This is a genomic window from Variovorax sp. V15 (assembly GCF_041154425.1).
GTDB lineage: Bacteria > Pseudomonadota > Gammaproteobacteria > Burkholderiales > Burkholderiaceae_C > Variovorax > Variovorax guangxiensis.
In genome coordinates, this window is the sequence record NZ_AP028659.1 from 3,048,617 (window position 1) to 3,064,695 (window position 16,079).

Here is a 16,079-nt window from a genome sequence, read left to right on the forward strand (position 1 = left end):
CGGCACTGATTCACACAGTGCCGCATGAAAATCCTCGACGTACTCACCGCACCTTGGGCCATTGAGCCGGCCAAGCTGCAGGAAATCCAGGCGATCTACGCCACGCATCTGCGTGGCGAAAAGATCGACATCGGAGCTGTCGAGGCAAAGCTCGGCAGGCCGTTGGCCAACGAGCCGAAGGGCTACGACATCCGCGATGGTGTGGCCATCCTCTACGTCGAGGGGGTGATGGCGAAGCGCGCCAACCTCTTCATGCAGATCTCGGGTGGTGTGTCCACCGAACTGCTCGCACGCGACCTGCAGGCCGCGCTGGCCGATTCGTCCGTGCACAGCATCATCCAGCTCACAGATACGCCCGGCGGGACCGTCGATGGGACGCAGAGCTACGCGAACCTTGTGCGGAAGGCACGCGAACGCAAGCCCATCGTCACACTGGCCAGCGGGACCATGGCGAGCGCCGGTGTATGGGTCGGGTCCGCCGCGAGCAAGGTGTACATCGCCGACGAAACCACGCTGGTCGGATCGATCGGCGTGGTAGCCACGCACGTCGACATCTCCAAGGCAGAGGAGCAGCGCGGCATCAAGACCACCGAGATCTTCGCGGGCAAGTACAAGCGCATTTCCAGCCAGTACGCGCCGCTGACCGAGTCAGGCCGCGAGACCATCCAGGATCAGGTCGACTACACGTATTCCCTCTTCGTGGCAGACGTCGCATCGCACCGCGGTGTCAGCGAAGAGAAGGTTCTGAAGGAGATGGCCGACGGCCGTCTCTTCATCGGCAAGCAGGCCATCGATGCCGGGTTGGTGGACGGTGTCTCCACCCTCGACGAGCTGGTCGAGCAGCTGAATCGCGACCGCGCCGGTGCTGCGTCGGGCCGCTCCGTTTTCCTTCCAACCAACCCAGGAGCTTCATCCATGAAGATCACTCGTGAGCAGCTCGCGGCCGAAAGCCCGGAGCTGTTGCAGACCATCCTCAACGAAGGCCGCGCGCAGGGCGCGACCGAGGAGCGCACCCGTATCCAGGCCGTGGAGGGCGCCCTCATCCCAGGCCACGAAGCACTCGTCAACTCGCTGAAGTTCGACGGCAAGACCTCAGGCGGCGACGCGGCACTTGCCGTGCTCGCGGCCGAGAAGAAGGTGCGCGAAACGCAGGCTTCGAACCTGGCCAAGGACGCTCCTGCGCCCGTGCAGCAGAAGCCGGCGAGCTCGGTTCCTGACGACGCCGCGGCCAAGGCCAAGGCCGACGCAGATGCGCGCGCCAAGCTGCCGCTCGAAGAGCGCTGCAAGGCCGACTGGGAAGCCGACGCGAGCCTGCACGAGGAGTTCTCGAGCCTGGCCGCGTACACCGCCTACGAGAAGGCGAGCAGCAAGGGTCTCGCGCGCGTCAAGAGCGCGTCCTGATCCGACCGCCCATTCATCCCTCTGAGGTAAATCAGCATGACGACTCTCGCTGCAAACAAGCCGCGCGCTTTCGAACTGGGCACGATCCAGGAATACCCTGTGATCGCCGCCGACATCATCTTTGAAGGGGCCGCCGTCGGTGAGAACGGCGCCGGCTTCGCCCGCCCGCTCGTGGCGGGTGACACCTTCCTCGGCTTCGCTGAAACCATCGTGGACAACAGCGCCGGCGTCGCTGGCCAGCGCACCGTGCGCGTGAAGCGCCGGGGCCAGGTGCAGGTCCCCGTGGTGGGCGCAGCTGCGATCACCGCCAACGACGGACCGCTGGTGTACGCCAGCGACGATGACACCTTCACGCTCACCGCTGGCGCGAACTCGCCGATCGGGCGCGTCTCCCGCTGGGTCGAGAGCGGCTTGTGCGTCGTCGACTTCGACGCTTCCCTGGCCGCGGAGACCGCGGCGCGTATCGCCGGCGACGCCTGATTCATAGGCGACTCACAACTCCCCAACGAGGAATCACATCATGGGTGCTTCATCCCTTTCGAGCCGCGCCATCATCGGCGAGTTCTACAACACGCTGCAGCAGAACCTGGGCGCTACCTGGATCCCGCTGATCTCCAACTATTTCGACTCCAACCAGGAGATGGAGACGTACAAATGGCTCGGCATGGTGCCGGCCATGCGCGAGTGGATCGGCGGTCGCCAAGCCAAGGGCCTGCGTGAGAACGGCCTGGACATCCGCAACAAGAGCTTCGAAGCGACGCTCGAGGTGCTGGTCGACGAGATCCGCCGCGACAAGACCGGCCAGGTCATGATCCGTGTTCGCGAGCTCGCCGCCCGCGCGAACAGCCACTGGGCGAAGCTGCTGAGCGCCTTCATCGCCAACGGCGAAAGCGCGGTCTGCTATGACGGCCAGTACTTCTACGACACCGACCACGTCGAGGGCGACAGCGGAGCGCAGAGCAATCGCATCACTGCGGACGTGGCCGTCCCCGCGAAGCCGACGGCCGGCGAGATGGAGGGCGCGATCCTGGCTGCCGTGCAGCAGCTGCTCGCGATCAAGGACGATCAGGGCGAACCACTGAACGAGGATGCCAGCCAGTTCCTCGTGATGGTTCCGATCAACCTGATGGCTCCTGCCGCTGGCGCGCTGGGTTCGCAGATTGTCATGGAAGGTGGCGCGGCGCGCTCCAACCTGATCCTGACGGCTGGCAGCCTGGGCGGCCTCGACTTCAAGCTGGCCACAAATGCGCGTCTGCCGTGGACGACGAAGTTCGCCGTATTCAACACGGGCTCGGAAGCGAAAGCCCTGATCCGCCAGGAGGAGGAGGGCATCAAGGTCGAGGCGATCGCTGAAGGCTCCGAGCTCGAGTTCAAGGAGAAGAAGCACTGGTACGGCGTGAGCGCCCAGCGCAACGTCGGCTACGGCTACTGGCAGCGCTCTGTGCTGACCGAGCTGACCTGAGCGCGCGCAACGAGATCGGAGCACGCTCATGAAAAGCTACAAGGCCCTCGCACCCGTTGCCCTGTTCCCGGGCACCGTGGTGCATCTCACCACGGCGCAAGCGCGTATTCGCGCGCATGCGCTCGAGAAGCAAGGGAAGGGGAACACGTTCCTCGTGACCTCGCGCATCGAGTTCAAGGCAGGCGAGTCGTTCAAGGTCGACGGCGATCTGCCGAAGAACCTGGCCGAGCTTGTCGAGCCCGAGGAAGCGCAGACGGCGGTGCCTCCCGCGCCGCCTGCGCCGTCTCCCGCGCCTGCGCCGCCTGCCGCCTGACCGCCATGCCCTTCGTCGAAGATTTCACGCCATTCCTCAGCGAGCGCGAGTTCGCTGACGAGGTGCTGTACGCCCCAGCGGGCGGCGGCTCGCCCATTGCCGTGCGTGCGATCTTGGACCTTGAGTACCAGACGGACCTTGAGGGCCTCGTCGGCGGATCGGGCCCCGCATTGCATTGCGCCGTGGCGGATGCGCCAGGTGCAAAGCGTGGCGATTCAGTCACGGTTCGGGGCGTGGCCTATGAGGTCGTGGAGCCGATGCCGGATGGCACCGGCTGGCAGACGTTGCGCTTGCGGAAGGCCTGAGCATGGCACACGTCCAGGAGCAGATCCTCACCGCCGTCGTAGACCGCTTGATCGATGCGGGAACCGCTGCGGGAGCCAATGTGTTCCTCGATCGCGTGGACCCGCTGCAAGACGATGAGCTGCCCGCTCTGCTGGTTTTCGAGGCGCCGCAGGGGGAGAGTGCCCAGCCCTACACGGTCAGCGGCATCGAGCAGCGGCAGTACGCGGTGCGAATTGCTGGTGTCGTCAGCCACGGATCCGCATATGGCGCACGTGCTCGTGATCTCGGCCTACAGGTGGAAAAGGCACTCAGCGGCAACGCAGCGCTTCTCCGATTGGCCAAGGGCGGCGCGCGCATCGCCTCCAGCCGCCTGACGCTGAGCGGCGATGCCGAAGAAGCAAGGGCGGCGCGCGAACAGACGTGGCTCTTTACCTACCTCGTGCGCCCGACCGCCCCCGACATAGCTGTTTGAACAACTTTTCGAAAGACCATCATGAACGTCAATATCTGGAGCAACGTAGGCGTCGATGTGCAGACCGCCCTGGCCGCTGCTGTGCCGCTCGAGTCCATCAGCAAGGCGAATCCCGCCGTGGCCGGTGCAGATGCGCACCCTTTCCTGGACGGCGACATCATCCTCCTGCGCACGAAGGGCATGCGTCAGCTCGACTGGGCCGTCGTGCGCGTCGACAACAAGACGACCGACACCTTCGAGCTCAAAGGCATCGACTCGACCGACTTCAAGACCTTCGTGTCGGGCACGGCCCAGAAGATCACCTTCGGCACGAGCGCCGAGACCTTCCAGGACGTGAGCGCGAACGGCGGCGAAGCGGCCGACGTGAACGTGAGCACCATCCACAACGACCAGGACACCTCGATTCCCGGCAATCGCACCCCGCTGGTCTTCAACTTCGGCTCCATCTGGGACCCGCACGACCCGGTTCTGCAGGCGCTCAAGGCCTTCGACACCAAGAAGTCGCCCTGTGCGGTGGTCTTCAACTTCGCCACCGGCGACCAGGTGTATTTCGCCGCCACGCCGAGCGCCTCGCTGGCGCCCGGCGGTAGCGCCGGCGCCGTCGTGACCACGCCCGTGAAGCTGTCGGTCAGGGGCCGTCTCACCAACTACGCGGGAGCCTGATTCGATGGCCATCGAACGCGACCAGGTCTACGCGCCCCCGGAGCTTCGGCAAGAGGAGATCACCGTCGACGCCATTGGCGGTCCGGTGATCGTCCGCGGGCTGATGCTCGCCGATCGCCTCGCGCTGTGGGACGAGGAGCAACCTCGCAAGGACGAGACGACCGAGGCCGCAGCGAAGCGCAGCAGGGCGACGCTCGTCGAACGTCAGCTCGCTCGCATGGTCGTGCTGGCCGACGGCGAGCCGCTGTGGACTGCGGAGCAATGGAGGGCGTTCGGGCAACAACACCCGCAGGATGCCTTCCGTCTCTACAACCTCGGCAACAGCTTCTCCGGCGGCGACACCAAGGCCATCGAAAAAAACTGAGGTCCCAGCCGCAACGCCGGTTCGCTTTCGCGCTGGCGGACCGGCTGGGCAGCACGGTCGAAGAGTTGGGGCGCCGCATGAGTGCCCAGGAGTTCGCAGAGTGGTTCGTCTATCTGTCGCACGAGGAGCTGCTCCCGGTCGCGGAACGCATCCGGCATGCCCAGATGCGCGCTACGGTGTTCAACGCCGGCGGAGTCCAGCCGCCGCGTGGCCGTGTCGCGTGGTCCTTCGAGGACTTCACGCAGGTCGACGCATGGCCGGAGCCGCAACCCGCAATCGCCCAGCTGCCGCTGGCACAGCAGATTGCGCTTTGGAACGGGCGGTTTAAATGAACGAGACCGGCTCAGCCAGCATCGTCATCAACGGCACCGACGCGACCGGGGCCGCCTTCAGCTCGGCCAAGATCGGCCTGCAGCAGCTGGGCGCCCAGTCGGACGCTACCAGCGCCAAGCTGACGAGTTCGGGCAAGGCGTTCCTCGATTCCCTGCAGCGTCAGTCCGACCAGGTCGGCAAGACGCGCTCGGAGATCGCCGCTTTCCAGGCGCAGCAGCTGGGCGTTGCTGCCGCGGCCGAACCCTTCATCGCGAAGCTGCGCCAGGCAGAGCAGGGCACCGCGAAACTTGGCGTGTCGGCTGCGCAGACCGCGGCTGCGATGCGCGGCGTTCCCGCGCAGTTCACCGACATCGTCACAAGCCTGCAGGGCGGCCAAGCGCCGCTCACGGTGTTCCTGCAGCAGGGTGGCCAGCTCAAGGACATGTTCGGCGGCGCGGGCCCGGCCGCCCGCGCCCTCGGCAGCTACATCGGCGGCCTGGTGAGCCCGCTCACGCTCGCCGCGGCGGCCGTCGCGGCCCTGGCGTATGCGTACTACCAGGCCTCGGAGCGCAATTCGGAGTTCAACAAGGCGATCGTCACGACGGGCAACTACGCCGGGATCACCACGAGCCGGCTGCAGGAGCTCACGGCGCAGGTTGCCGCGGCCACCGGCTCCGCGGGACAGGCCTCGGACGCGCTGACGGCCCTGGCCGGCTCCGGGCGCGTGTCTGGCGACAGCCTCGGCCAGGCCGCGCAGGCCGCCGTGGCCCTCAACCAGCAGGCCGGCGTCGCGATCAAGGAAACCGTCGAGAACTTCGTGAAGCTCAGCGACGAGCCCACGAAGGCCTCGGCCAAGCTGAACGAGTCGCTGCACTACCTCACGCAGGCCACCTACGAGCGCATCAAGTCCCTGGAGGACCAGGGCAACAAGCAGGCAGCCGCGGCTGTCGCCGAAGACGCCTACGCATCGAGCTCGATCAACCGGATGAAGGATGTCCAGTCGCAGGCCGGCATCCTCTCTCGTGCCCTGTCGGAGACCGGCAAGGCCGCGAAGAACATGTGGGAGTACATCTCCCAGGGCGTGGGCAGCCTCGGGCGCGCCGCCACGGTTGGCGAGCAACTGAAGGACGCCACCCGCGTCGTGGAGTACCTGCGCACGAACGGCGGAGATCCGGCGAAGCTGCAGGAGGCGCAAGCCCGTCAAACCGCCCTGGCCCGTCAACTCGAGCGCGCCGCCACCAATGCCCAGATGGAAGGGCAACGCCAACAGGATCAGGAAGCCGCTATCGCGGCTACCGATGCGGTCAACAAGTGGCAGGACAAGGCCAAGGGCATCGACGCTGTCACGCGCGAGCTCAAGAAGTATCGGGCCGGTCTCGAAGACATCCGCAAGGTCAACCCCAACAGCGAGCTGCTGTCAGACGCGGCCATCAAGGCTGGCGAGGCCGCCATCCGCAAGGAGTTCGCAGGCCCGAAGGGCGCGAAGCCGAAGGCCTTCAGCGACGACGCCGGCACCAAGATGCTCGAGCAGCTGCGCCAGCAGGGCGCCGCCACGTCGGCCCAGCTCGAGACAGCGGAGAAACTCACCGACGCGGAGTCGCAGCGCGCGAAGTTCAATCAGCTCATCACGGATCTCAAGGGCAAGGGCCAGCTCACCGCCGAGCAGAAGAGCCTGGTCAATGCGCAGGACGCCATCCGGGCGCAGCTGGACATCAACGTCGCGCTCGAGAAGCAGCTCGCCACGAAGAAGGCCGCGGCCGACGAGGAAAAGAAGCAGCTGCAGGCCGCGAAAGAGTTCCGCGACCTGGTCGAGGCCACGAATATCCGGATCGCCGAGGCGGCCAAGGGGCGCAACGAACAGTACGACCGCCAGCTGGGTGTCTTCGGTCTCGGCAGGGAGGCCGCCGAGCGGCTGCAGAGCGAGAAGTCCATCTACAAGGAGTTCTCGACCCTGCAAGCCGGCCTGACCGTTGCGGCGGCGAAGAAGGGCATGCTCGGTTCGGAGGACTACAAGGCCGAAGTCGAGAAGATCCAGGAGAGCCTGCAGGAGGCGCTGAAGAGCAACGCCGACTACTACGCCCAGCTCGATGCCAAGCGCGCCGACTGGACGAACGGGGCCAGCGCGGCGCTGCAGAACTACCTCGACGACGTGAGGAACGTCGCCAAGAGCACCGAGGAGGCGTTCACTAGCGCATTCAGGGGGGCGGAGGACGCGCTGACGTCGTTCTTCACGACCGGGAAGCTCAACGGCGGGGAGCTGCTCAAGAGCCTGGCCACGCAGGGCGTGCGTCAGTTCGTGCGGCAGGACATTCTGGGCCCCGCGGCGCAGTGGATGCAGTCGACGGGTCTTTTCGGGTCGGCCAAGGGCGTAGGCGAGGCCAGTGCGGCCACGGCTACCAGCACTTTCGCTGCATCCCTCACGACTGGAGCGACGGTGGTCTCCACGGCCTTGCAGACCCTCGCCACCGCAGCAACCAACGCGGCGGCATCACTGGGCGCGAGTTCTGCCGCGAGCGGGCTGGGCTCGATGGGCCTGCTGACCGGCGTGGCCAACGCCATGCCCGGCGATTCCCTCGACAACCTCATTAATCTGACGGGTGGCTTCGGCACCATGCGAGGCTTCGACGTCGGCACCGACTTCGTCCCGCGCGACATGATCGCCAAGATCCACAAGGGCGAGGCGATCGTGCGTGCCGCGGACAACACAGGCCCGGCACGCGATCGCGGCCCGCGCATCGGCCAGCTGATCGTCGGCGACCTGGCTACGGGCCGGTCCGTCCAGAAGGAGATCGCCATGGCAGAGCGCCGCTCGGCGGGCGCGCTGTACCGCCGCGAGCGCTACGGGGGCGGCAACTGATGAGCGAGATCGCCTTTCCCGACTTCTTCGAGGACCCTTCCGAGTTCTCGTTGCAGCCCATGGTGAACCAGCTCGCCAACGCATCGCCATATGGCGGCTCGGAGCAGGTCATCGACAAGCGCAACGAGCGTTGGCTTGCCACCGTGAGCGTTTCGCCCAGAACGCACGATGAGGCGGCGGACCTCGAAGCCTGGGCGGCCTCGATGCGCGGCATGACCAACTGGATCCAGATGTACCACCTGCAGCGGCCGGAGCCGCGCGGCACCATGCGCGGCGCGCCGACAGTGCAGGCCGTCGCCGCGGGCGCGGGCACGGTGCGCATCAACACGACGGCCGGCGCCACGCTGCTTGCCGGCGACATGATCGGCATCGGTGGTCTGCTCCTGCAGGTCCAGCAGCCATGCACGGCAGACGGCACGGGGCTTCTGATCGCGCCGATCGTCAACCGGCTGCGCCGGGCGCTGGCCAGTGGTACGGCCGTCGTATGGAATAGGCCCACCGCGCTCTTCCGATTCCGCGCCGTTCCCGAGCCGATCAGCTATGTGCCCGGCTACACGCCCGAGGCCACGTTCGACTTCATGGAGTACGTGGCATGAGGTCGTACTCGCCCTCGGTCCTCGCTGCATTGAGCGCGCCCCGGCTGAGCATCGCGCAGCTGGTGCTCATGACCTTCGCGACTGGCATCGTTGCCCTGACCTCGGCAAACCACGACATCGTCTATGCAGGTGTGACGTACCGGGGCGCCGCCGGGCTAGGTGCGATCAGCGAAATCGCCGACTCGCCTGGCGAGGTGAAGGGCCTGCAGTTCGAAATGTCGGGCGTGACCAGCGAGGCCATCGGACTGGCGCTTTCGGACTCGTCCATCGTGCAGGGAGCGCCGGTCGTGATTCGCCTGGCCATCCTGAGCGATGACGGCGTGGTCCTCGACGCCCCCATCGACTGGGAGGGCACCCTCGACACGATGCCTGTTGAAGAAACGGGCGACAACTGCACGGTCGCCGTCACGGCGGAGAGTTCGGCCGTCGATTTTCTACGCGGCAACGCGCTCACGACGAGCAACGCGGACCAGCAGTTCCTCTATCCCGGCGACAGGGCGTTCGAGTACGTCGAGAGCCAGGCGAATGTGCCGATCGTGTGGCCGACCAAACAACTTTTCATGGCGATGCGGTGATGAGGCTCCCCGACTGGCAAACCCGCTTTTCACACTTCGGTCAGGAGCGAGCTCGAGCTCCATTCGTGTGGGGCACGAACGACTGCTGCACGCATGCCGCCGCGGCGGTCGAGGCGATCACGGGCGCGAATCCCATGGCCGCACTAGAACCTTACGGAACCGAGGCAGGGCCACGGCGACAGGCGCTTCGAAGGCTCCTGCGCAAGTTGGACAATGCCGGTGGTCTGCAGGCTCTTGTGACAGCGCATATGGGCGAGCCGATTCAGCCGGTGATGGCGACAGTTGGCGACGTGGTGCTGGTCCGCAACGAAGGCCGTGAGCTGCTTACCGTCTGCAATGGTGTTAACGCAATGGGCCCCGGCCGTGACGGCATGGTCGCTCTGTCGATGCAAGACGCCCTCGTGGCTTGGAGGATCTGATGCCACAGGCAATTGCATGGGGTATCGCGAGCGTCGTCGGTTCCGCGACAGTGACCACCGGGATCCTGGTAGCCGCTTACGCCATCACCATCGTGGGCACGCTCGCATTAAGCAGCTACCAGAAGAACAAGGCCGAGCGCGCCGCTCGCTCGCAGTTCGACGCCGCCCAGGTCGACCGCCTGGCTAACGTGCCCGGCACGGTCGTTCCGCGCGAGCTCGTGCTGGGCAGGATCCGCAAGGGCGGCCATGTGTTCTACAAGACCAGCGTGGGGCAGTTCAAGGAGCTGTTCATCATGTGCGTGGCCTTGGCCGAGCACGAGATCGACGGCATCGAGCAGATCTACCTCAACGATCAGCCGGTCGACGTGAATGAGGTCGGCCAGGTCACTACGGCGCCGTATGGACAAGCCTCAACGATCAGCGATCAGAAGATCTCGTTCACGACGACCGTCATCCTTGATCATGACCCGCTGCCTGGTTCGGTGTCTGCGATCGAATCGCCTTGGGGAATGGTCGGGGGGCACGAGGTCCAGTGCAGCGTCAGCGGCCGCGTGGTGACCATCATCAACCCGCTGCCGGGCTGGTACTTCACCGTGTACTACCAGTACGCGGGCTTTAATTCCTTCGTCAACATCCGTTGGCATCTGGGTTCGCCCGATCAGACGGCAGATGGCGGCATGACCGCCATGCTGCCTGGCGTCTGGACCTGGGACCACCGCGCGCGAGGCGTGGCCTACCTGGTATGCCAATTCGCCTACAACGACACCGCGCTGCCATCTGGCATTCCGACCGTGACGGCTCGCATCCGAGGCGCGCGGGTCTACGACCCGCGCGACGGCGTCACTCGCTTCTCGGAAAACCCCGCGCTGCTGATGCGGCACGTGATCACCCATCCTCAGTTTGGCAAGCGCACCTCCATCACTTCGGCCGAAGACGCGCGATTCATCGCGGCCGCGAACGCCTGCGACACCGGCATCAGCTACACCGGCTCGGATTGGGTGCCGATGTTCCGCGCCGCCTCCGTCTTTCCATTCGGTTCGCCCGCTCGCGACGTCCTCGATGACCTCGCTCAAGCTATGGGCGGAGAGTGGGCGTATGCGGCTGGCGAGGTGTATGTGCGCGCTGGTGTTTACCAACTGCCGGTGTTGAACCTGAGCGACGAAGACCTGGCCGTAGAGCAGCGCGCGGCCGACGGCTCGGTGACGCAGCTGCCGATGACCATCAGCCCGCATCGCCCTCGCGCCGAGAAGGTGAACATGGTTGCCATCCGGATCTGGGACCAGGCGGCCAACTACGTCGAGACGTCGATCCGGCCATTGCGGGCGGATGCGCTAGTAGCTGTGGACGGCGCCGAATTGTCGCAGGAAGTCACGATGCCGGCGGTCTTCTATGCGGGCCAAGCTTGGCACATCGCAGGAATCATGTTGCGGGACGGGCGCGATCCGATGACGGCGGTACTGCCGTTCAAGATGCGGGCGTACCCACTGGAGATCTTCGACGGCATCCGACTGACTCTCAGCCGCTACGGCATTGTGAACAAGGAGTTCCGAATCGTCGGGCGGACCTTCTCGCCGAACGGGGTGGTGCAGCTGACCCTGAAAGAGACCACCGCCGCGATCTTCCAGTACGGGGCCGGGTTCCTGCCGGGCGGCTACGCGCCGAACACCGGGCTTCCAAAGCCGTGGGACATCTACCCGCCGGCGATCCTCTCAATAAGTAGCGGCGAGGGCGAATTGATCGTCCAGACGGACGGCACGATCGTCAACGGCATTCGAGTGACCTGGGGCCCTATAGCGGATCAATCGATCACGAATGGGGGAACTGTGGAGCTGCAGTACATGGTGCTTCCGTCGGGCCCATGGACAAGCGTTCTCGTCCCCGGAACAGCGACCGAAGCCAAGTTCGCTGGCGTCGAAGATCTCGCCATGATTCTGGTTCGTGTCCGGGTACGCAACAGCGTGGCTGTTAGCGATTGGGGAGCGCAGGTGCTCCACCGGGTCATCGGCAAGACCGAGCCGCCACCAAACATCGAGAACCTGACCATATCAGGCAGCGTCCTCTCATGGAGCATGCCGCGCCGTGTCCCTGACTTGGCGGGTTATGTCTTTCGCTTCCACTACGGCCAGAACCTGGATTGGAACTCGGCGGCACCGCTGCATGATGGTCTCGTGACGCAGAGTCCGTGGGAGCCGGAGATGCGACCTGGCGGCGTGGTCACCATCATGGTGAAGGCTCAGGACACGAGTGGCAACCAGTCATTCGCGGCCGGCAGCATCACGATGAACATCGGAGATCCGCCCATCGCCAACGTGATCGAGGAGTGGAACTACAGGACGATGGGGTGGCCCTATGACCCCTCCGCCTCATACGGTTGGGCATTCGCAAGTGGCGATCCGACTGCCGCCCCCCTCGATTCGTTCTATGGGTCGGACAACCAAGCGTTCTACGGTTCGGATACCACTCGGTTTTTCAAGGACGAGGCTTATGCCGAGATGGCGTATGTGACGCCTCTTCTGCCGATCATCTCGGCACTGGCCGGGTCGAAGATGACGGTGACTGCGGATGTGGAGGGCATCGATTTGCGGATCGAGTATCGGTTCGCGGGCCCCGGCGTCTTCTATGGGCCGGACGACGATTCTTTCTACGGCCCCGATGCCGAAACCTTCTATGGACCCGCTGGCGACTGGATGCCTTGGCCGGGGCAGATCGCAGTGGCAAACGACGTGTACCAGTTCCGAGTCACGTTGGGCGCTGGCGCGACACGAGGAGCACTGCGGCAGTTCGTCGTGACCGTTGATGCTCCCGACATTGAGGAGCAGGTGAACGACCTGGCGGTACCGATTGGCGGAACGCTGATCCCTCATTCCGCGCCTTTTTCTGTCATCAAGAACATTCAGATCACGCTGCAGTCGGGCGCAAGCACCGCAGTGACTGCCGAGGCAACCAAGACGCCCAACCTGTCCCCTCGGGTCACGGCCTACAACGCAGCGCACGTTTCCGTTGGCGGTGCCTCAGTAGACATCGTCCTCAAAGGCTACTAACCCGCAGCGATCTCAGCGGACCAACCACCAATCACGAACTCTTCGCTCATCGAAAGGAGCAGCTATGCCAGCACCACCCAGTAAGAACGACATCTCCGGCAGCGGTGCGACGCCGAGCAACGCGCAGGCTCGCTCGGGCTTTGGGGCGTTGTGGGAGAACCTGTGGGGCGCCGTGGGCCTCCTCGGTTCGACCGGGCTGCCGATCGACGCCCGTGCCGCTTTGGGGGCTCAACTTGAGCCGGGGATCGTCGGCTATACGGCCGCGGCCAGCCCGCCTCCTGGCTGGCTCAAGCGCAACGGGGCCGCGGTGTCTCGCACGACCTATGCGGCTCTTTTCGCCGCCATCGGCACCACATACGGCGCCGGCGACGGCTCGACCACCTTCAACCTACCCGAAGCGCGGGGCGAGTTCGATCGCGGCTGGGACGACGGCCGCGGCGTCGATGCGGGCCGTGTCCGCGGGTCCTTTCAGGCGGACGAAATCCGTTCGCATACGCACGTCTACCTGAAGCCCAACCAGGCGGGTCTGAGCGCGTCCTTCGGCGGCGGTGCCGGCCCGGTGGACCCCGCCAGCGGGACCACCAATTTGACCGGCGGCGCGGAGACCCGGCCGCGCAACGTCGCCTACCTCCCAATCATCAAGTACTGAGGCCCCCACATGAGCAAGACCGTCTATTCCTTCGATGCGCACACGCGCATTTACCTGGGGCCTGTGGAGCTCGACGAAGGGGATCTGTCGCCCCTCGAATCGACCGAGGAGACGCCCGTCTACCTGATTCCCGGGAACTGTCTCGAATTGGCGCCGCCGGAGCCGCCTGCCGACATGCGCGTCGTCGAGCTGAACGGTGAATGGGCGATGGAGCCCATCCCCCTCGATCCCGTGGAGCCGCCGGTGCCCACGCCCACGCTGGCGGGCGTGCAGGCAGCGCTGCGCGATGCAGCCACGGCAAAGCGCTGGGAGGTCGAAACCGGCGGCCTCACGCTTCCCAACGGTTCTCGAGTCCTCACGCGCATTGAAGATCAAAACAGAATCAGCAACGCGGTGACGAACGCGCTGCGTCTCGGCCTTGCGGGCGTGAGTTTCAAGAGCGCCGATGGGGAGTTCTTCACGACGCCGATCGCCGACCTCGTGGCGATTGCCGACGCCGTCGGCCTGCACGTTCAGGCCTGCTTCAACGCCGAGCGTGCCCACTACGAAGCCATCGCAGCGCTGGCGACGCTGGCGGACGCGCAGGCCTATGACGTGGCAACCGGTTGGCCTGGCCAGGCCTGAAGCAGATGAATCAGCAACCCCTGACCGATATCGTCGCGCTGGCCATCCTGATCGCGGCGGCCTTCTTCTCGCGCGCGGTGGCTGAAGCGGTCGGCCCGTACTTGGTGATCGTGGTGGCCTCGGCCATCGGCGCCTCGTTCGCCCTGGCGCGACGCGAGAAGTCCACCCGGGGCCGCGCGCTGTGGTTCTTCACGCGCGTGGTGGGCCTGGCTGTGCTGCTGACCGCCGGCGCGGCTGCGGCCGTCAGCGCCTACCGGCCGGACCTGTCGCCGCGCGTGCTCCTGGCGCCGATTGCGCTGCTAATCGGCTTCATCGGTGACGGCTGGCCGCGGGTGCTCGCCAAGGCGGTGCAGATGCTCTATGCCCTCATGGACCTGGCGCGACCGGGCCCGAAGGATGGAAAGGACCTGCCATGAACGAGCTCTACCTGTTCGCCCTGGTGAACGCCGGGCTGTGCGCCGGCATCGTGTTCATCTCGATCTGTCGCCTCAACACCATGCAGGGCACCGTGCTCGTGCGTGTGCAGAGCGAGTACGCCGGCTACATCGGCGGCGCGATCGCCTCGGCGCTGCAGCCCTGGTGGAACGAGTGGCCGCAGTGGGGATCGTTGGCGATCGCCGGCGCACTGCTGCTCGGCTTGCTGTTCAGTGGTCATGCATGGCGCCGCGACCGGCCGCCGGCTTCGGCAACCGCACCGGCGCCACTTTCTGATCTTCCGGAGATCCGTCAATGAACGAACAGCTGTCCACCGGACCCGATGGCCACGAGTTGAACCACCACTACGAGGCGTGCAGGCTGCGGGCGTACCCGGATCCGGGCTCGCCGCTGTTCAGGGCCCTGCAGGGGGCCCGCATCGACCCCTACAACCTGTCCTCGGTGCCGCAGCAGTTCGCGCACCTCAGCGGCAGGCCATGGACGATCGGCTGGGGCGACACCGAGGGGGTCAGCGTCGGCATGACGATCAGTCTGGCCGAGGCCGATGCTCGGTACGCGAAGCGCCTGGTGCGTGACTTCGAGCCCGCAGTGCGTGCAGCTGTGCGCGTTCCGCTGAACCAGCGCCAGTTCGATGCGGTCGTCTCGACGGTCTACAACATCGGGCCCGGCAGCGCCGATCGCGACGGGATCTTTCAGCTGGCCGACGGCCGGCCGTCGACGTTCCTGCGCAAGCTCAATCTCGGCGACTACGCTGGCGCGGCGGCTGAGCTGCCGAAGTGGAACAAGTCTGGCGGCAAGGTGCTTAAGGGCCTCGATCGACGGCGCGAAGCGACCCGGCTGGTCTTCCTCGGTATGGACGCCCGTTCGGCCATCGTGGCCGGCGAGGCGAAGTTCCCATGAGCGCGATCACCGGTCTGTTCGGTTTGCTTCCCGGCTGGTTGTGGGCCGGCCTTGTGGCGGCCAGCGTGCTGCATGGCTGCTGGGTCGGTCACAAACGAGATGGGGCCGTCAACAGCCTGCACGACCTGCAGGCGTCCGTGGCCAGGAATGATGCCGACCGCGCGCTGGCAGCGCTGGCAGATCTGCAGCGCGTCGTCGCGCTTTCGGCCGCCCACGCGAAGGATCAACAGGAGAAAGTCGATGAGTTCGATACAGCCATGCAGACCGTCCAAGCTGGGCGCGATGCTGATCGCCGTGATGCTGAGCGCGTGCGCCAGCAGTTCGCCGCCTACCGTGCCCGTGATCGCGACGAGCCCTCAACCGACCCCGCTGCCTGCCAGCGTGTCAAGGATCGATCCGAGCGCCTCGCAGGCCTGGCTGAGAGAGGTCGAGAGCTACTTGCGGGAGGTCGACGACTTGTTGAGCAGCGCGACGCCGAAGTGAGCGTTCTGCTTGGCGTTGTGCGCAACGATCGGCAACTGATCGCACCGGTGCAGACATCTGCACAAACCACAGGGGAGGACGCCGAGCACCCCTGAATAAAGAACGAGGCGACCCGGATTGGTGTTGCAGCACCTCCCCGAGCCGCCAGTCCCACAGACCAAGCCTGTGAGCCCAGCCGAGGCCCCGCCCACCTGTACAGGCGGGCCGAGTGTAACCACACCTCTGGAC

The 16,079-nt window shown here is 65.7% G+C and carries 20 protein-coding genes; all 20 read left to right on the forward strand.

The window, feature by feature from the left end; genetic code table 11:
- Window positions 1-24 precede the first annotated feature (24 nt).
- Window positions 25-1,401 carry a signal peptide peptidase SppA gene (gene sppA / locus ACAM57_RS14410; RefSeq protein ID WP_369662136.1) on the forward strand — a complete coding sequence of 459 codons (1,377 nt, stop codon included), beginning with the start codon at window positions 25-27 and terminating at the stop codon, window positions 1,399-1,401.
- Window positions 1,402-1,437: 36 nt separating this feature from the next.
- Window positions 1,438-1,881 (forward strand): hypothetical protein, encoded by a 444-nt coding sequence (locus ACAM57_RS14415; protein ID WP_369662137.1) that lies wholly within the window; start codon window positions 1,438-1,440, stop codon window positions 1,879-1,881.
- 40 nt (window positions 1,882-1,921) lie between these two features.
- Window positions 1,922-2,863, forward strand: a complete 942-nt coding sequence (locus ACAM57_RS14420) for a Mu-like prophage major head subunit gpT family protein (RefSeq protein WP_369662138.1) — start codon at window positions 1,922-1,924, stop codon at window positions 2,861-2,863.
- Between the two features lie 28 nt (window positions 2,864-2,891).
- Entirely contained in the window at window positions 2,892-3,176 is a 285-nt protein-coding gene (locus ACAM57_RS14425; protein WP_369662139.1) for a hypothetical protein, read from the forward strand.
- Between the two features lie 5 nt (window positions 3,177-3,181).
- Window positions 3,182-3,481, forward strand: coding sequence for a hypothetical protein (locus tag ACAM57_RS14430; protein ID WP_369662140.1), 300 nt, complete (start codon window positions 3,182-3,184; stop codon window positions 3,479-3,481).
- A gap of 2 nt (window positions 3,482-3,483) precedes the next feature.
- Window positions 3,484-3,933, forward strand: coding sequence for a hypothetical protein (locus ACAM57_RS14435; RefSeq protein ID WP_369662141.1), 450 nt, complete (start codon window positions 3,484-3,486; stop codon window positions 3,931-3,933).
- A gap of 21 nt (window positions 3,934-3,954) precedes the next feature.
- Window positions 3,955-4,596 (forward strand): phage tail tube protein, encoded by a 642-nt coding sequence (locus ACAM57_RS14440; protein ID WP_369662142.1) that lies wholly within the window; start codon window positions 3,955-3,957, stop codon window positions 4,594-4,596.
- A gap of 4 nt (window positions 4,597-4,600) precedes the next feature.
- Entirely contained in the window at window positions 4,601-4,960 is a 360-nt protein-coding gene (locus ACAM57_RS14445) for a hypothetical protein (protein ID WP_369662143.1), read from the forward strand.
- Window positions 4,961-5,037: 77 nt separating this feature from the next.
- Complete coding sequence (locus ACAM57_RS14450) at window positions 5,038-5,292, forward strand: hypothetical protein (protein WP_369662144.1); 255 nt, start codon at window positions 5,038-5,040, stop codon at window positions 5,290-5,292.
- Window positions 5,289-8,129 (forward strand): phage tail tape measure protein, encoded by a 2,841-nt coding sequence (locus ACAM57_RS14455; protein WP_369662145.1) that lies wholly within the window; start codon window positions 5,289-5,291, stop codon window positions 8,127-8,129. The genes ACAM57_RS14450 and ACAM57_RS14455 overlap by 4 nt, the downstream gene beginning before the upstream one ends.
- Entirely contained in the window at window positions 8,129-8,725 is a 597-nt protein-coding gene (locus tag ACAM57_RS14460) for a hypothetical protein (RefSeq protein WP_369662146.1), read from the forward strand. Before ACAM57_RS14455 ends, ACAM57_RS14460 begins: the two co-directional genes overlap by 1 nt.
- Window positions 8,722-9,300, forward strand: a complete 579-nt coding sequence (locus tag ACAM57_RS14465; protein ID WP_369662147.1) for a hypothetical protein — start codon at window positions 8,722-8,724, stop codon at window positions 9,298-9,300. The genes ACAM57_RS14460 and ACAM57_RS14465 overlap by 4 nt, the downstream gene beginning before the upstream one ends.
- 65 nt (window positions 9,301-9,365) lie before the next feature.
- Window positions 9,366-9,719 carry a hypothetical protein gene (locus tag ACAM57_RS14470; protein ID WP_369662148.1) on the forward strand — a complete coding sequence of 118 codons (354 nt, stop codon included), beginning with the start codon at window positions 9,366-9,368 and terminating at the stop codon, window positions 9,717-9,719.
- Window positions 9,719-12,760, forward strand: a complete 3,042-nt coding sequence (locus tag ACAM57_RS14475) for a phage tail protein (protein WP_369662149.1) — start codon at window positions 9,719-9,721, stop codon at window positions 12,758-12,760. The genes ACAM57_RS14470 and ACAM57_RS14475 overlap by 1 nt, the downstream gene beginning before the upstream one ends.
- A 64-nt stretch (window positions 12,761-12,824) precedes the next feature.
- Window positions 12,825-13,409, forward strand: a complete 585-nt coding sequence (locus ACAM57_RS14480; protein WP_369662150.1) for a phage tail protein — start codon at window positions 12,825-12,827, stop codon at window positions 13,407-13,409.
- A 9-nt stretch (window positions 13,410-13,418) separates the two neighbouring features.
- Window positions 13,419-14,033 (forward strand): DUF4376 domain-containing protein, encoded by a 615-nt coding sequence (locus ACAM57_RS14485; protein ID WP_369662151.1) that lies wholly within the window; start codon window positions 13,419-13,421, stop codon window positions 14,031-14,033.
- Window positions 14,034-14,038: 5 nt separating this feature from the next.
- Window positions 14,039-14,449: a hypothetical protein gene (locus tag ACAM57_RS14490; protein WP_369662152.1), complete on the forward strand. Its 411-nt coding sequence runs from the start codon at window positions 14,039-14,041 to the stop codon at window positions 14,447-14,449.
- The gene (locus tag ACAM57_RS14495) at window positions 14,446-14,766 is read left to right on the forward strand and encodes a hypothetical protein (RefSeq protein ID WP_369662153.1); all 321 of its coding nucleotides are present in this window, start codon (window positions 14,446-14,448) and stop codon (window positions 14,764-14,766) included. Before ACAM57_RS14490 ends, ACAM57_RS14495 begins: the two co-directional genes overlap by 4 nt.
- Complete coding sequence (locus tag ACAM57_RS14500) at window positions 14,763-15,368, forward strand: lysozyme (RefSeq protein ID WP_369662154.1); 606 nt, start codon at window positions 14,763-14,765, stop codon at window positions 15,366-15,368. The genes ACAM57_RS14495 and ACAM57_RS14500 overlap by 4 nt, the downstream gene beginning before the upstream one ends.
- Window positions 15,365-15,946, forward strand: coding sequence for a hypothetical protein (locus ACAM57_RS14505; protein ID WP_369662155.1), 582 nt, complete (start codon window positions 15,365-15,367; stop codon window positions 15,944-15,946). The genes ACAM57_RS14500 and ACAM57_RS14505 overlap by 4 nt, the downstream gene beginning before the upstream one ends.
- Window positions 15,947-16,079 lie beyond the last annotated feature (133 nt).

What these genes read in the sequence shown, in the direction of transcription:
- ACAM57_RS14415 (WP_369662137.1), top strand. Translation starts at nt 1,438, where the DNA reads ATGACGACTCTCGCTGCAAACAAGCCGCGCGCTTTCGAACTGGGCACG.
- ACAM57_RS14485 (WP_369662151.1), top strand. Translation starts at nt 13,419, where the DNA reads ATGAGCAAGACCGTCTATTCCTTCGATGCGCACACGCGCATTTACCTG.
- ACAM57_RS14455 (WP_369662145.1), top strand. Translation starts at nt 5,289, where the DNA reads ATGAACGAGACCGGCTCAGCCAGCATCGTCATCAACGGCACCGACGCG.
- ACAM57_RS14480 (WP_369662150.1), top strand. Translation starts at nt 12,825, where the DNA reads ATGCCAGCACCACCCAGTAAGAACGACATCTCCGGCAGCGGTGCGACG.
- ACAM57_RS14460 (WP_369662146.1), top strand. Translation starts at nt 8,129, where the DNA reads ATGAGCGAGATCGCCTTTCCCGACTTCTTCGAGGACCCTTCCGAGTTC.
- ACAM57_RS14420 (WP_369662138.1), top strand. Translation starts at nt 1,922, where the DNA reads ATGGGTGCTTCATCCCTTTCGAGCCGCGCCATCATCGGCGAGTTCTAC.
- ACAM57_RS14450 (WP_369662144.1), top strand. Translation starts at nt 5,038, where the DNA reads ATGAGTGCCCAGGAGTTCGCAGAGTGGTTCGTCTATCTGTCGCACGAG.
- ACAM57_RS14475 (WP_369662149.1), top strand. Translation starts at nt 9,719, where the DNA reads ATGCCACAGGCAATTGCATGGGGTATCGCGAGCGTCGTCGGTTCCGCG.
- ACAM57_RS14435 (WP_369662141.1), top strand. Translation starts at nt 3,484, where the DNA reads ATGGCACACGTCCAGGAGCAGATCCTCACCGCCGTCGTAGACCGCTTG.
- ACAM57_RS14500 (WP_369662154.1), top strand. Translation starts at nt 14,763, where the DNA reads ATGAACGAACAGCTGTCCACCGGACCCGATGGCCACGAGTTGAACCAC.
- ACAM57_RS14440 (WP_369662142.1), top strand. Translation starts at nt 3,955, where the DNA reads ATGAACGTCAATATCTGGAGCAACGTAGGCGTCGATGTGCAGACCGCC.
- ACAM57_RS14430 (WP_369662140.1), top strand. Translation starts at nt 3,182, where the DNA reads ATGCCCTTCGTCGAAGATTTCACGCCATTCCTCAGCGAGCGCGAGTTC.
- sppA (WP_369662136.1), top strand. Translation starts at nt 25, where the DNA reads ATGAAAATCCTCGACGTACTCACCGCACCTTGGGCCATTGAGCCGGCC.
- ACAM57_RS14505 (WP_369662155.1), top strand. Translation starts at nt 15,365, where the DNA reads ATGAGCGCGATCACCGGTCTGTTCGGTTTGCTTCCCGGCTGGTTGTGG.
- ACAM57_RS14465 (WP_369662147.1), top strand. Translation starts at nt 8,722, where the DNA reads ATGAGGTCGTACTCGCCCTCGGTCCTCGCTGCATTGAGCGCGCCCCGG.
- ACAM57_RS14490 (WP_369662152.1), top strand. Translation starts at nt 14,039, where the DNA reads ATGAATCAGCAACCCCTGACCGATATCGTCGCGCTGGCCATCCTGATC.
- ACAM57_RS14445 (WP_369662143.1), top strand. Translation starts at nt 4,601, where the DNA reads ATGGCCATCGAACGCGACCAGGTCTACGCGCCCCCGGAGCTTCGGCAA.
- ACAM57_RS14495 (WP_369662153.1), top strand. Translation starts at nt 14,446, where the DNA reads ATGAACGAGCTCTACCTGTTCGCCCTGGTGAACGCCGGGCTGTGCGCC.
- ACAM57_RS14425 (WP_369662139.1), top strand. Translation starts at nt 2,892, where the DNA reads ATGAAAAGCTACAAGGCCCTCGCACCCGTTGCCCTGTTCCCGGGCACC.